Here is a 13,604-nt window from a genome sequence, read left to right as displayed (position 1 = left end):
ATGAGGTCGATGCGCGGACGCGTAACAGCGGGAATGATGCTGCTCCTGTGTTGCGTTGCGGCAGGCGCGGAGCAGCGCCATGCGGCGACGGGAGTTGTATTGGAGGTAGATGCCGCGCACCGGACAATGACGGTATCCTGCGATGCGATTGCAGGATATATGGATGCGATGGAGATGCCGTTTTCCGTACACAGCGGAAAGGCCCTTACTGGATTGAAGCCGGGTGACGGTATTCGTTTCATGATCGAGAAGCACGGCGGGACGCTTTATGCGGAAAATATTATTGCAGGCACGACGGTAAGCAATCAGTCAGAGCCGATGCAGGCTGAGCAATTGACAGAACTGAAGACGATGCTGCGGTCGACGGCGAAGGTGATCGCGGTGGGAGAAAAGGTGCCTGATTTTGCGCTGACAGATCAGGCCGGGAAGACAGTGCATCTCGCGGAGATGCAAGGCAAGGTCGTTGCGCTTACATTTGGATACTCACGATGCCCAAATCCCAACTACTGCTTCCGGCTCTCGAACAATCTGTCGAAAGTGGAAAAGCGCTTCCATGCGCAGGCGGGCAAGGATCTCGTGTTAATTACGATCATGATCGATCCGGAACACGATAAAGGCGCGACACTGGCGGAGTATGCGGCGGTCTGGCGGGCCGATCCAGAGCGGTGGCACTTTTTGACAGGGCCGTTGCCGGAAATCCAGCAGATTGCGGGTGGTTTTGGAGAGAATTTCTGGCGGGTAGATGGGACGCTGACGCACTCACTGCATACGGTGGTGATTGACCGTGACGGGCGATTGGCTGCGAATCTTGAGGGGAATCAATTTACGCCGCAGGCTTTGGGAGACCTGATAGGGTCGGTGATGTCTCGGCAATGAGGCCGCTTCTGCTGATTCGATCTGAATGTCGCGACACGGCATCGGCTGCTCGTGTGTGCGAAGGGTGTCAGAGATCAGACGTCAGACATGCGTTTGCAGTGAACAGCGATTCTGGTGGAGATGCGAATGAGACTGGTGAATTTTAAGAGAGCCTGGGCGTTCGGAATTGTGATCACTACGTCGACTGTTTGCCTGGGGCAAACACAAACATCGCAGCCTAAGCCTGGGCTGACGCAGGCGTTTCTATTGACGGATACGAGTGCGCTTGTTGACCGGAATGTGAAGACAGAGGCGGTGGAGTATCTCGGGCGCAAGTGTGTACGCGTATTGGGAGATCCGAATAAGGACGGGTTTGCGCTTCTGAAGGGTGTGGATTTTCAGGATGGAACGATTGAGGCAGAGATTGCGCTGAAGGTGACAACTCCGCCGGGTGTGCATATGCCGGGGTTTGTGGGGATTGCGTTTCGCGCGATGCCGGATGCGACGAAGCCCGACACATCGAAGTATGAGCTGTTTTATCTGCGGCCGGGGAACTCGCATGCACCGGATCAGTCGATGCGCAATCACTCGGTGCAGTACGTATCAGAGCCGGATCACGACTGGTATACGCTGCGGCGGAACTGGCCGTGGATGTATGAGTCCCATGCCGAGCTTGCCTTTGAGAAGTGGACGAAGGTGCGGATCGAGGTGGCGGGACGCGAGGCGAAGTTGTTTGTGAATGGCGATGCTGGGCCGGCTCTGGTGGTGGATGGGCTCAAGGGCGAGAGTCTGCATGGCGGTGTGGCGCTGTGGGGATATGCGGGCGAGGAAGCTTATTTTTCGAATGTGAAGATTACGCCTGCTGCGCCGGTGGATGTGAAGAACGGCTCCGATATTGCGGGTGAGTGGGCTGCGACACTGACAACGGATTTCGGGAAGTTTGACGGCACAATGAAGTTGAGCCGTGGTGGCGACAAGGTATCGGGTGAGTGGACGGGGGTGTTTGGGCAGAATCTGCCGGTGACGGGCACGTGGCGTGATGGGTATGTGGAGCTTGAGTTTCCGGGGAACTGGACTGCGGAGAATCCTGGTGGGAATCCGGGGCCAATCACGGTGACGATAGCCGGATGGGTGGATGGGAACTCGGCGAAGGGGCAATCGCGGGTGATCAACCGGGCGGATGGGGCGTGGAGTGCTGAGAAGAAGTGATACGGGCCAAGCGGTTCTTGTGGCGAGTTCGTGCTGCGCACGAATGTGGCTTGGTGGTGTAAGCGTTAGTGGTTCCCACATCTCCGCGCAAGAGCGGGCGTAGATATGGGGGACGGCGAATTTTGTAAACTCCTCTAATGGACGATTTGCCGTTCGATGTACTGGGGATGAATTGGTGGATGATGAAGAGCCCTCTTGAAACGAGAGCAGGGCGACAGAAACTCATCGAACTAATGGAACGAGAACTTCCCGAATGTCTCCCCTCAAGCTACGGCAAATTTGAACCCGCATTTAAATATGATTCTTTCGACCGGGAGCCCTTCCTTCAGTTTCTCGATAAGAACTTGGAATTCTCGGTCTGGCGTCCACTGCGACCGATTGTTGGCGTCTATCTACAACTGCCATCTCCGCCCGGTCCCAAGATGATTGGGACCAATTTCGTTGGATTTCGGATGAATCACCTCAGCATTCTGTTTGAGAAGGAAACACTTGATAGACAGAGCTGGGCATCAAGATTGCAGCAATTCTGGCGAACGATGTCAGGATTGATCACACCAATTTACGGCGACGTTCAAAATCTCGGACCACATCGATGGCAAGGACAGATGATCGGGAGTCGTGCCGGTTCCAAGGGCGTGGGATGGTGGTGGAAAGGCATACCGCGAACGTTGGGGAAAGCGGTGGTGCTTGGCGAAGCATATCAGAGGCTTTGGCCCGGTTTCACATCGGTTGCTGAAATGATCGATGGACTTGCATTCGCATCATTGCAGGATTGGCAATCGGATGGCGACCTTGCCGATATTGTGGAGCCACCTCCGGAAAACCAAGCAGTAGTCGATCACCCCAGAGGGCCTCTCGGATCGCCAAAGCCGTCACCGAAATTCCCAAAGGGCTGGCCGTTTGGGAATCCATATCCGAATTAAAGCGAGCGTTTGTGCCGAGTAGGTTTCGGCTTTGGCCTTGCGCTACTTCCGAAAAGCTCAAGCTTCGCTATTCGATCTTATACGAAGCTACTTGACGTGAACCTCGGGCTCACTGCCTTCGACTTCGCGGGCGCGGAACATGCCGAGAGTGTTGGAACTCCAGATGGGCTCACCGGTCGGGGCGATTACGATGACGCCGCCTTCGCCGCCTTTGAGTGCCGGCAATTCGGTGTGGATCATGTGGTCGGCTGCCTGCTGCGGTGTCTGCCCTTGCTCGACGAGGGTGCAGACTTCGCGCGCCAGTGTGAGGCGGATGAAGTATTCGCCGACGCCGGTGCCGGAGACGGCGCAGGATTTGTCGCTGGCGTAGGTGCCTGCGCCGATCAGTGGGGAGTCGCCGACGCGGCCGGGCAGCTTGCCCTGCATGCCTCCTGTGGAGGTGGCTGCGGCGATGTGGCCTTCGCTGTCTCGGGCGACGGCGCCGACGGTGCCGAAGCGGTGCTCAAAGATGTGCGGACCGGAGATTGAGGCTGAGTCGGATGCGGGTGCAGGGCCAACGCCTTTGGGTCGTGGCGGGACTGGACGTCCGCTGGCGCGCATGATGGAGGCGAATTCCTGCCAGCGCATTTCGGTGAAGAAGAAAGAGGGTGGCTCTTGCTCCAGTCCCTGTTGACGCGAGAACTCCTCGGCTCCGGGGCCGACCATCATGACGTATGGAGTGTGTTCCATGACGGTGCGGGCAAGTGCGATTGGGTGCCGCGTGAATTGCACATCTGCGACCGATCCGGCGGAGAGAGTTGCGCCGTCCATGATTGCGGCGTCCATTTCGTTGGTGCCATCGGCGGCAAAGGCAGAGCCACGGCCTGCGTTAAAGAGGGGATCGTCTTCAAGAACTTTGATGGAGGCTTCAATGGCATCCATGGCTTTGCCGTGCTGCTTCAGAACGGCTGCTCCGGCGGCCAGGGCTTTGGCGAGGGAATTGTGATAAGCGGCTGCGGTGGCCGGATCCATGTGTTCCCACTCGCTCTCGCCAGCGCCGCCGTGAATGGCGATGGCCCAGTGGTGATCTGGCTTTGCACTGCCCTTATCGTTGACAGGCGCTGCCTGACATACGGTGGCGAAAGAGGCAGCGGCAATAAGAAAGGCAGAGAAGAGATTCGAGCGGCAGGAAATCATGCAGATCATCTTAACCTTTCTCCGATCGTCTCTCGATGGTCTTCGGCATCTTCCCTGAAAGTGGTGAAACGCTCTCGCCCATATCTCCACTAGAGGGAAGGAGGGATAATCCCATGGCAGAGAATAAGGCGAAAATTTCTCAGGAAAAGCCGGAACGAATTAACCAGGAGATCGGAGACGCGGCAGACGCGGGTGACATTCTCGATATCGGCGATGTTTCGGACGGCGGCGACATCGGAGACAGCGGCGATCTCGGTGAGATCGTCGATATCAGCGATCAGGGTGAGATTCAGGATCTCGGCGAGATCGCTAACATCTCTGACAACGCAGAGATTTCCGACACGGGCGATATCGGTGAAGGCGGCGAGATTTCCGAGATCGTCGATCGCGGGATTGTTGGACAGATTGTGGACCGCGGCGAAATCGGACACGTCGGACAAGTTGGACAGATCGGGCACATAGTCGATCGCGGCGATATTGTCGATATCGTCGATCGTGGCGATATTGTCGATCGCGGACATATTGGAGAAATCGCGGAAGTGGGTGAGCTCGCAGAATTGGTCAATGAACCAGGCCGGACGAATGTAGGTCCGAACGCGCCAGGGACCGGTTCTCAACCGAAGCAGGCCGCAACCGAATCGCAACCGGCAGCGAGCAGCCGCGTGCTTACTCAGCAGAGAGCAGCTTACCTGAACTCGACGCAGGGTGCGCCGAAAACCTCGGAACAGTAATGAAACTGGCGAGCTTCATCATCGCGGGGCTGCTTGCGACCTGGTTTCTTTTGGAACTGGCGATTCAGTTTCCATTTGCCTGGTGCAAGCGGCTTCGCTTTCTGGACCCAACCGCACATCTTCTGGCGGCGTGGAATTTCTTCGCACCTAAACCCATCATGGGTGACGTCGAGCTTTTTTACCGGTATGTGGCTCGCAGTTCTGAAACAAGCGGTTCGAAGGGGAAATTAAAGTCGGCGCAATGGAATCTGGTTGAGCCGAACGGAGATCGCTACCTGTATCACCTGCTGTTTAACCCGCACAAGCGGACGAGAAAGGCCATCTTCCGCTGCTGCAACTATGTCATCACAAACAAAAAGGCGAGCAGCCTTTCACTCACCGTTCCTTATCTGTTGCTGCTCGACCGTGTGAGCACGCTATGTGCGGGCGAGGGGATTGTGCAGTTTCGAATCGATGTGATCCGCAAGAACAGTAGCAGAGTAGTTGCATTTGTCTCTGTGCCGCATCGCGTCGAGCAGACGGTAGACGATCCAGAAGGAACCACTTCCCAAAGAGTAGAGACGAGCCATGACCGCATTCAACCCCAGTGCATCTGAAGCGGTGAACCTTACAGTGCGGCTCTGCTGCATCGGCCGCGCGATCAATCTGGCCGAGTTGGTTGTTGCGCGCAGCGAGAGGCGCACTGGCGGAATGCTGAACTGGAAAATAGCAGGGCTCATTCTAAATGCGCAGCCTGCCGGGGTTTCTCGAATCAGAGCTTCTCGAATCGCCCGTCTGTCCGGGGCTGTCAATAAACGCTGCGTCGGCATGTCCTCGTCTGTCTTCAACTGGCTTCTATGGATAGAAGCAGCGGTGATCCTCGGCCTCTTTCTTTTCCCGGCCGTGTTGATCTTGAAAGTTATCGTGGTGCTTTGCCTGTTAATTGAGATGAAACGCCATTATTTCTCGGTCGATGGGTCGGACGAAATGACATTGCTATGTCTCACGGCCACATGCCTGGCCGGCTTCGGGGACTCGAACCGGTATGTGGCGTTCTTTCTTGCCGCTGAGCTGGCGCTTGCGTATACCACGGCGGGAGCTTACAAGGCGGCATCTCCGTTCTGGCAGAAAGGAAAGGCGCTCCTGCATATCACCCGCACCAAGGCCTTCGGTCACAAGCAGGTGTCGAAGCTGCTGCATCGCTATCCGCTGCTCAGCAGGTATTCCGAGCTGGCGCTGGTGTTATGGGAGTCAGGATTTCTAATCGCTCTGATCGCGCCGCGGCCGGTACTTTGGGGGATCCTTGCAGCCGGAGTAATCTTTCACCTCTCATGCGCCGGGGTGATGGGACTCAATACCTTCCTATGGGCATTTTCTGCCGGCTATCCCTGTGTGATCTTTGCAAATGAACAACTCCATCTTGTTCTGAAAACGCCTGTTGACGGCTACCTGACGCTTGCGCTGTCGATTCTTGTGGCCGGTGCCGTCGTTTTCGAGGGATGGCGATTCTCGCGGAGCGCGGAAGAAGAGCAGGCCGCCGCGAAGCAATCGCCTGAGGCGGCGGGAATGCGGAGTCTCGCATCTTTTTGATGTATTGCGCATGCGGTTAAGGCGGAAATAGAAACGCACATCACGCCTTGGCTCGTTGAGCTCGCCTCAGAGATAGCCAGGCTGACGTTTTGCCTGATGGACGCTGGCAAGCAGCCGCTGGTAGACTAAATAGGTTGTACTGGCTGTGTTTGCACTACACCTGTTGTGCGCTCGCCTCGTAAGACAATCCTTCAGGAAAATTGAGCAAGGAACCTCGTGGACTCACAAACGCGTCATGCGCTGAAACAAGATAAGTTCGTAGAAACGACCCAGTTGGGTGTGGATTGGGTAGGCGAGCACCGTGGAACGGTGATTCGCTGGACGATTGCCGCTGTGGTTGTGCTGGCTCTGATTATTGCCGGCGTGGTGGTTTATAACCAACGGTCTGAGGCTGCGGAAGCGGCGCTGGGCTCAGCGCTCGATGTGTATGCTTCGCCATTGGCGCAGCCGGGAGAGCCTGCTCCAGCCGGCACGTATGCGACGGCGGCGGACCGGGCAAAGGTTGCCAACAAGCAGTTTGTGCAGGTTGCGGACCAGTATGGCTGGCTGCCGGAGGGCGCGAAGGCGCACTACTTTGCCGGACTGACCTATCAGGAACTAGGACAGAACGCCTCGGCCGAGAGCGAGCTGAAGAAGGCTGCGGGTGCGTGGGACAGCAATTTGTCGAGCCTGGCCAAGTATGCGCTTGCCGGTTTCTACCATCAGACGGGCCGAGACGCGCAGGCCATTCCGCTGTATAACGAGCTGATCTCGAAACCAACGGATTCGATGCCGGCGTTTACCTCGCAGCTTGCCCTCGCGGATCTATACCAGTCGGAAGGAAAGAAAGAGCAGGCGAAGCAGATCTGGGCCAAGGTCAAGGACGCCGACAAGACCGGTTCCGCAGGTTCGATTGCAGCGGAAAAACTGAACGCGAAGTAAAACAATGGCTGGATTAAGCCGTAAACACGAAGAATGTAGAAAATGGCCTGCGGCTGAGCGGGCCATTTTTATTTGCACTGAAGGGTGCGGAAGCTGAACGGATAGACGCTGCGCTGCGTCGATAAAGCTATGAGCGCGTCGCCTGCAGTTTTGACCGCATGGGTTGAGTTTCCTGGCACTTTTTCGGGCTCGCCATCGTATCCCGATAGACAGGCTGGAATGAAGCCGAACGATTCGATTGCTGAGACAGCTTATGCCGCTCACGCCGATATGGACGCAGGCGTGGTGATTGCTGCGCTGGTGGAGCAGCATGCTGGGACGCTGTATCGGGTGGCGTATTCGGTGCTGCGGAACTCGGCGGATGCCGAAGATGCCGTGCAGGAGGCGTATCTGCGCGTGCTACGGCACCGCGATGAACTGAGCGAGATTCGCGATCATCGCGTGTGGCTAGTGCGCATCGTATGGAACGTGGTGCTGGATCGCAAGCGAAGGACAAAGACACGACCGGAGACGGATGATGTCGCCGACTTGGCTCGAATGCTGCCCGCAGGCGGGTTGACAGCCGAGGAGCGGGTCGCTTCGGCGCAGCATCATGAAACGGTACTGCGGGCGGTAGAGCAGCTTCCGGAGAAAGAGCGGCGGGTGCTCATGCTGTCTGCATTCGAAGAGCTTTCAAGCGTGGAGATTGCATCGGTTCTGGGAACAACGGAATCGACCGTGCGGTCGCGGCTGTTCCGGGCCAGAAATTTGATGGCCGGGCTACTGCGTCACGCGAGGGGTGCACGATGAACTCGGATTGGAAGCAAGGACAACACGAAGGTTTGGAAACGCGCGAGAGCCGGGAAGCGGAAGAGACACTGCGCATGGTTGCAAAGTTGCCGGCGCCGACGGGGCTTGAGGATCGTGTGCAGCGTCGGCTGAATGCAGAAATGCTGTACAGTGAGGAGCGCCGGTACTCGATTTGGTCGCTGTGGATGCCGGGGCGCAAGCTGCAGTTTGCAGCGGCTGGCGTGCTGGCGGCGGCTGTGGCGATTTCATCATGGAGCGTGTATCACGGGCAGCGACTGGCGGCGAATGCGAATGCGGCGGCAAAACAGGCTGCACCTGCTCCGGCAAAGAGCGCGGCGGGAAATGGGTTTACTCCGGCAGGCGCGGTTGGGGTGCCGCATACAATCGCCCCGATTCATGTTGCGCCCGCTCCAAAGCGGAAGCCTGGCGCGACTTCGACGAAGCCCTCGCCGAAGAAGGTAGCGCATCCGCAACCGGCTGCGACGCAATAGTCAGTACAGGTCAAAGAAGACTCCCACGGATGCGACACGTCCGTGGGATTTTTCTTTGGAACAGAGCTGGCTGAATCGAACTACTTGCTCTCGCCCAGCAGGAAACGAAAGAGCAGTTGAATGACAGCGAGGACGGCTGCGCCAATGAATGCCGCGCCGAAGCTGCGTATGTGAAATCCGGGGACAAAGCCGGAGGCCAGTTCAAGGACGAACCCGTTGATAACCAGCAGGAACAGTCCAAAAGTGAGGATTGTGACCGGCAGCGTGACCAGCTTGAGAATCAGACCGAGGGTGACGTTGAGCAGTCCAAAGACAAGGGCCGCAGCGAGGGCAGTTGCAAAGGTATCAACGTGGAAGCCAGGCACCAAGCGAGAGACAATCAAGAGCGCCAGCGCGCTCAATATCCAGTTCAACAGCAGGCGGATCATTTCGTTCTTCTCCGTGAGAGGTTGAGAGATTGACCGGGATCTTTTGCGGCGGAGTGCGAAATCGGTTGCTTCTGAATGCGAGCGTGAAAAAATGCAGCGGAGTGCTCATATTTGTGCAAGTACAACGTGACTATGCTAACGGGTTCCGTAGACTGAGGGTGTGTCAATAACGACCAGAAATGGAATCGGAGCGGTCTGGACGTCGAGATGGCTTGCAGGGTGTATCGCTGGCGCGGCTTTATTGAGCGGCAGCATATGCCGGGCTGTCGCAGCTGACGATGCGCCGCTACCCGACATCCGCCAGTTGATGATCGAGGTAATGCAACATCAGCGCGAGATGGATAAGATTCGCGAGAATTACACCTATCACTCGACGGTGCTGACGGAGGAGCTGGATTCGGCAGGAAAGGTGACAAAGACTTCTACCGAGGAAATCGACACGCTTTTTGCGAATTCGCACCGGATTGAGCGCACAACGAAGCGCGATGGCAAGCCACTGGAAGGGCACGATCTGGAAAAGGAAGACGAGCGCATTAAGAAGCTGGTCGAGAAGGCGCAGAATGTGCCACCGGGGCAGGCGCTGGAGGGTCCGAAGCAGACGGTGACGATTACGCAACTGCTCGACATCATGCAGGTCACCCATCCGCGGCGCGTGATGTACAAGGACCGTCCAACAATTGTGTTTGACTTTGCAGGACGCAAGGATGCGAAGACGCATGGGTTGGCCGAGGATGCCTCGAAGAAGCTGGCCGGGACGCTTTGGGTGGATGAAAAGGATAAGGAAGTAGCGCGTATGGAGGCGCACTTCACGGATAACTTCCACATCGGTGCCGGGCTGCTGGCGAATATTCAGAAAGGATCAAGCTTCTACTTCGACCAGGGATTAGTGAATAACGAGATATGGCTGCCGACAGGCGGCGAGTTTCGCGTGCAGGCGCGCGTGCTGCTGCTGAAGGGCATTCGCGAGCATGTAATTGAACACGACGCAAATTATGAGAAGTTCAGCGTGCAGGATGTTCCGGGAAAGACGGTGACTGTGGTCACGGATAAGAAGTGAGCGATATCTATTCTCTGCCTAGACAATCGCGACACAGCCAATCCAAGTGAAGTCGAGAGGCTGCAATTCTGAGAACTCATTGTGGTAGCCTTCGGCTATTCGTTGTGGGAAGGATGGCCTTATCTTCAATGCGAAAGAATGCGTGCCTGTTTGCGGCTGCGATGTCGCTGTGTCTTTGTCCTCTACTGACGGCTCAGAATCCGCAATATCCCGACTATCCAAGTGAGACGCCAGCGAGGTTTGTGCCGCCAACCGCTGGCATGGACTATGAAAGCCGCGATGTGATGATCCCCATGCGCGATGGGGTGAAGCTGCATACGGTGATCCTGGTGCCGAAGGGCGCGAAGCATGCGGGAATTCTGCTGACGCGAACACCCTACGATGCAACGGCGCTCACTTCGAATACACAGAGTGTGCACATGGGTGTGCGGCTGTGGGGTTACGACAATGCCACGGAGACCATCGTTGAAGGCGGATATATCCGGGTGGTACAGGATATTCGCGGCAAATATGGGAGTGAGGGCGACTATGTGATGAATCGTCCGATGCATGGGCCGTTGAACCCCACGCCGGTGGATGAGTCGACTGACACGTATGACACGATCGATTGGCTGGTGAAGAATGTGCCGGAGTCGAATGGCAAGGTCGGTGTGCTGGGGATTTCGTATGACGGATTTCTTTCGTTGACACCTCTGGTACATCCGCATCCTGCGCTGAAGTGCGTGGTGCCTATGAATCCGATGGTGGACGGATGGCGCGGCGATGACTGGTTTCACAATGGTGCGTTTCGCGAGCTGAACATACCGTATATCTATGAGCAGACGGCTTCGCGAACGAATGAGTATCACTGGCAGTCGAGCAGCTTTGACGACTATGACATGTATCTGCGTGCGGGCTCGGCGGGAGAGCTGGCAAAAGAGCGTGGCATGGATCAGATCGGGTTCTGGAAGAAGGTTGCGGAGCATCCGGCGTATGACAGTTTCTGGAGCGATCAGGCGATGGACCGGGTTTTGGCGAAGGAGCCGCTGACGGTTCCGACGATGCTGGTGGCGAGCCTGTGGGACCAGGAAGATATTTATGGCGCGATGGCGGTGTATCGCGCGCTGGAAAAGGATCAGGCGGAATCGGCGAAGAAGAATCTGTATCTGGTGCTTGGGCCGTGGCATCACGGGCAGGAGATTGAGGACGCGAGCTCGCTGGGGGCGATCCGGTTTGGCAGCGATACGGGCTATTACTTCCGCATGCAAATATTGGCGCCGTTTCTGGCGCACTACCTGAAGGACGACGCGCCGGCGATGCATCTGCCGCCGGTGATGGCGTTTGTGACGGGAGAGAATCGCTGGGAGAAGCTGGAATCGTGGCCGTCGGGGTGTGAGCAGGGCTGCAAGCCGAAGGAGACTCCGCTGTATCTTGAAGCGGACGGGAAACTGGGATTTGCTGCGCCGGCAGTTGAGGCGAGCGCGGGATTTGACGAGTATGTTTCGGATCCGGCGAAGCCTGTGCCGTTTCGAGTGCGGCCAGATCTACCGGTGGGGTATACGGGCATTTATACGTGGCCGCGCTGGTTGGTAGATGATCAACGGGAGTTCTCGGGAAGAACGGATGTACTGAGTTATTCGACGGATGTGTTGAAAGAGCCGGTGGAGGTAAGCGGCGAGCCAACGGTGCATCTGGTTGCTTCGACGAGCGGTACGGATTCGGATTGGGTGGTGAAGTTGATCGATGTATATCCAGACGAAGTGGCGGGGCAGCAGGAGATGGGCGGGTATCAGCTTGCGGTGTCAATGGATATCTTTCGCGGAAGATACCGCGAGGGCTTGTCGGAGCCGAAGGCGATTGAGCCGAATAAACCGCTGACGTATCAGTTCGCGCTACCGACTACGAATCATGTGTTCTTGCCCGGGCACCGGATCATGGTTCAGGTCCAGTCGAGCTGGTTTCCGCTGTATGACCGGAATCCTCAAACCTTTGTTCCGAATATCTTCTTCGCTAAGTCGGGGGATTATCAGAAAGCGACGCAGCGGGTATATCACGCGGCGGGTGAAGCGAGCTTCATCGATCTGCCGCTGGTGTCGGTCAAGCAGTAATAGAAGCTCAATCAGAGTCATATACGGTAAAGCGGGATGGATTGCTCCATCCCGCTTTGTGTTTTGTGAATCAGCGCTAGTTCAGGCCTTGTGGTGGCCCCCCGGGACCACCACCATCCGGTGACGGAGGTGGTCCGCCGTCGCCCGGTCCGCGCTCTGCCATGCGCGCTTTTCGGCGTTGAATGATCTTGGTGTACTTGGCTTTTTGCTCGTCGTTGAGCAAGGCTGAAATCTTCGTGTCGGTTTCGTCGCGGATCTGCTCGACTTGAGCACGACGAGCCTGGCGCTGATCCGGCGTCGCATCCTCAGGCGATTCGTTCTGGAACTTAGCGCGCAGCGCCTTCATCTGCTGTACCTGCTGCTCCAGCAGAGTCTTGATTCCGGTCTGCTGATCCGCGGTGAGGCTGAGTTCTCGGGTTAACGTGCGCAGTTCGCGGTCAGGACCGGGCATGCGGCCGGATTGCGCGGGGGGAGGACCCTCAAGCCCATCCGGTGGTGGTCCAGGCGGTGGTGCATCCTGCTGCGCAAAGGCAGCGTAAGAACACAGAGCCAGCAGAGCGGAGCCTGCGGCAAGCTTCCAGCGTGAGGCGATCATGTTACGTACTCCTTGGGTCCCTTGCGGGAAATGGGAACCACGTGCCGGCGTGCGTTCAGGTAGTAGGACGGCAACAGCGTGCGGCGCGTTGACGCACGTATTAAGAAAGAGTGCGCAATTGCACAGGCAACCTCCGTTCCGCATGCCGCAAACCGCTGGGTAAAAATCTAACGCCTACGTTAACTCCTCACCTCAATTCGGAACTTCTCTAATAGGGCTGATTTTCAATGCAGAACGGAGTTCTACCTCTTCACACTCGCAGCACACGTAAGCGCATCATCGCTGAGCGTAATCTCATTCACCGGATACTAACCAATTCTGCGCTTCGGTCATCTCCGATTCTTCGAAATAACGCGTGGCGGCAAATGCGAATGGCTTTAAGGACACCACTAATATTTCTTGCCACTTTTTGCCGCCGACGACTGCCAACCGGCTGATGTCGCGATTATGTTCAATGTCGAATTTGAATTCCTGCCAAATCGCGGTAGAGCTCCAGCCTTCGAATCGAGTAGCATCAAACAGAATTCTAAGCCTCCCGTGCTCTCGAACCTGACGCTCGAATTCATCAGTAAAGCTCGCAAAGTCCTCTTTTGCCAGAATACCCATGGCCCGGACAATCACCATTTCGCGGCCCGATCGTTCGATTCGGATCGGCATGTCCAACTCCTCATTGGGACGTTAAGACACAAGCTTTCGCTTCGTGTCACTCATTGGGATGCGCGCAAGGCAAATTACGTAAACCGATAGCTCTTCAGCAGAGGTGCCCGTCATCA

General features: G+C 56.7%; 15 protein-coding genes. 11 read left to right on the top strand and 4 right to left on the bottom strand.

Annotation, left to right across the window (positions count from 1 at the left end):
- The 3 genes from OHL22_RS18660 (at position 1) to OHL22_RS18650 (ending at position 2,987) form a co-directional block, all read left to right on the top strand.
- Positions 1-876 (top strand): SCO family protein, encoded by an 876-nt coding sequence (locus OHL22_RS18660; RefSeq protein ID WP_263340777.1) that lies wholly within the window; start codon positions 1-3, stop codon positions 874-876.
- Positions 877-1,002: 126 nt separating this feature from the next.
- Entirely contained in the window at positions 1,003-2,064 is a 1,062-nt protein-coding gene (locus tag OHL22_RS18655) for a hypothetical protein (protein ID WP_263340774.1), read from the top strand.
- 605 nt (positions 2,065-2,669) lie between these two features.
- A complete protein-coding gene (locus OHL22_RS18650; protein WP_263340772.1) occupies positions 2,670-2,987 on the top strand; it encodes a hypothetical protein in 318 nt (105 codons plus the stop codon).
- Between the two features lie 87 nt (positions 2,988-3,074).
- Here OHL22_RS18650 and OHL22_RS18645 read toward each other — a convergent pair whose 3' ends face one another.
- A complete protein-coding gene (locus OHL22_RS18645; protein WP_263340770.1) occupies positions 3,075-4,172 on the bottom strand; it encodes an isoaspartyl peptidase/L-asparaginase family protein in 1,098 nt (365 codons plus the stop codon).
- Between the two features lie 104 nt (positions 4,173-4,276).
- Here OHL22_RS18645 and OHL22_RS18640 point away from each other — a divergent pair, with 104 nt between their 5' ends.
- From OHL22_RS18640 to OHL22_RS18615, 6 genes are all read left to right on the top strand, one after another.
- Complete coding sequence (locus OHL22_RS18640) at positions 4,277-4,894, top strand: hypothetical protein (protein ID WP_263340768.1); 618 nt, start codon at positions 4,277-4,279, stop codon at positions 4,892-4,894.
- Positions 4,894-5,490, top strand: a complete 597-nt coding sequence (locus OHL22_RS18635; protein WP_263340765.1) for a hypothetical protein — start codon at positions 4,894-4,896, stop codon at positions 5,488-5,490. The genes OHL22_RS18640 and OHL22_RS18635 overlap by 1 nt, the downstream gene beginning before the upstream one ends.
- The gene (locus tag OHL22_RS18630) at positions 5,462-6,463 is read left to right on the top strand and encodes a hypothetical protein (protein WP_263340763.1); all 1,002 of its coding nucleotides are present in this window, start codon (positions 5,462-5,464) and stop codon (positions 6,461-6,463) included. The genes OHL22_RS18635 and OHL22_RS18630 overlap by 29 nt, the downstream gene beginning before the upstream one ends.
- Positions 6,464-6,679: 216 nt before the next feature.
- Entirely contained in the window at positions 6,680-7,384 is a 705-nt protein-coding gene (locus OHL22_RS18625) for a tetratricopeptide repeat protein (protein WP_263340761.1), read from the top strand.
- A 129-nt stretch (positions 7,385-7,513) separates the two neighbouring features.
- The gene (locus OHL22_RS18620; RefSeq protein WP_263340759.1) at positions 7,514-8,173 is read left to right on the top strand and encodes an RNA polymerase sigma factor; all 660 of its coding nucleotides are present in this window, start codon (positions 7,514-7,516) and stop codon (positions 8,171-8,173) included.
- Positions 8,170-8,664 (top strand): hypothetical protein, encoded by a 495-nt coding sequence (locus OHL22_RS18615; RefSeq protein WP_263340756.1) that lies wholly within the window; start codon positions 8,170-8,172, stop codon positions 8,662-8,664. The genes OHL22_RS18620 and OHL22_RS18615 overlap by 4 nt, the downstream gene beginning before the upstream one ends.
- A gap of 80 nt (positions 8,665-8,744) precedes the next feature.
- On the opposite strand, the gene OHL22_RS18610 is transcribed toward OHL22_RS18615, so the two are convergent.
- Positions 8,745-9,092: a phage holin family protein gene (locus tag OHL22_RS18610; RefSeq protein WP_263340753.1), complete on the bottom strand. Its 348-nt coding sequence runs from the start codon at positions 9,090-9,092 to the stop codon at positions 8,745-8,747.
- A gap of 241 nt (positions 9,093-9,333) precedes the next feature.
- Between OHL22_RS18610 and OHL22_RS18605 the strand changes: the two genes are divergently transcribed.
- Positions 9,334-10,149, top strand: a complete 816-nt coding sequence (locus tag OHL22_RS18605) for a hypothetical protein (RefSeq protein WP_263340751.1) — start codon at positions 9,334-9,336, stop codon at positions 10,147-10,149.
- 128 nt (positions 10,150-10,277) lie between these two features.
- Complete coding sequence (locus tag OHL22_RS18600) at positions 10,278-12,236, top strand: CocE/NonD family hydrolase (protein WP_263340748.1); 1,959 nt, start codon at positions 10,278-10,280, stop codon at positions 12,234-12,236.
- A gap of 76 nt (positions 12,237-12,312) precedes the next feature.
- Here OHL22_RS18600 and OHL22_RS18595 read toward each other — a convergent pair whose 3' ends face one another.
- Both OHL22_RS18595 and OHL22_RS18590 read right to left on the bottom strand, forming a co-directional pair.
- Positions 12,313-12,831: a Spy/CpxP family protein refolding chaperone gene (locus OHL22_RS18595; RefSeq protein WP_263340746.1), complete on the bottom strand. Its 519-nt coding sequence runs from the start codon at positions 12,829-12,831 to the stop codon at positions 12,313-12,315.
- A 294-nt stretch (positions 12,832-13,125) separates the two neighbouring features.
- A complete protein-coding gene (locus OHL22_RS18590) occupies positions 13,126-13,488 on the bottom strand; it encodes a SpoIIAA family protein (protein WP_263340743.1) in 363 nt (120 codons plus the stop codon).
- Positions 13,489-13,604 lie beyond the last annotated feature (116 nt).

This window comes from Acidicapsa dinghuensis, assembly GCF_025685685.1.
Classification (GTDB): Bacteria; Acidobacteriota; Terriglobia; order Terriglobales; family Acidobacteriaceae; genus Acidicapsa; species Acidicapsa dinghuensis.
This window is presented reverse-complemented; position numbering and strand designations above follow the sequence as displayed.